This window comes from Rhizobium sp. Leaf321 (assembly GCF_001423215.1).
In the GTDB taxonomy this organism is placed as follows: Bacteria; Pseudomonadota; Alphaproteobacteria; order Rhizobiales; family Rhizobiaceae; genus Neorhizobium; species Neorhizobium soli.
On the sequence record NZ_LMOF01000007.1, the window covers coordinates 144,721 to 144,921 of the forward strand.

Annotated in this window: 1 protein-coding gene; it reads left to right on the top strand. The window is 43.8% G+C overall.

Annotated features, from left to right (window positions below; translation table 11 throughout):
• A partial coding sequence (locus ASF70_RS24440) for a hypothetical protein (RefSeq protein WP_210166805.1) occupies nt 1-200 on the top strand: 200 nt, incomplete at its 5' end.
• Between the last annotated feature and the right edge of the window lies 1 nt (nt 201).

Here is a 201-nt window from a genome sequence, read left to right on the forward strand (position 1 = left end):
GAGCGTCTTATAGGGACGCTTTTTCAAACAGACAAGCCAAAAAACGGTATTATTCGGAAGATAAACAGAGAAAATTGCGCGGCTGGATGCTCCAAGAGAACTTAGAGGTTCTTGTGCATAATCAACAGTTTGAAGGAAGAAACTGGTACGCCCTAGGGGAGTCGAACCCCTCTTTTCAGAATGAAAATCTGACGTCCTAAC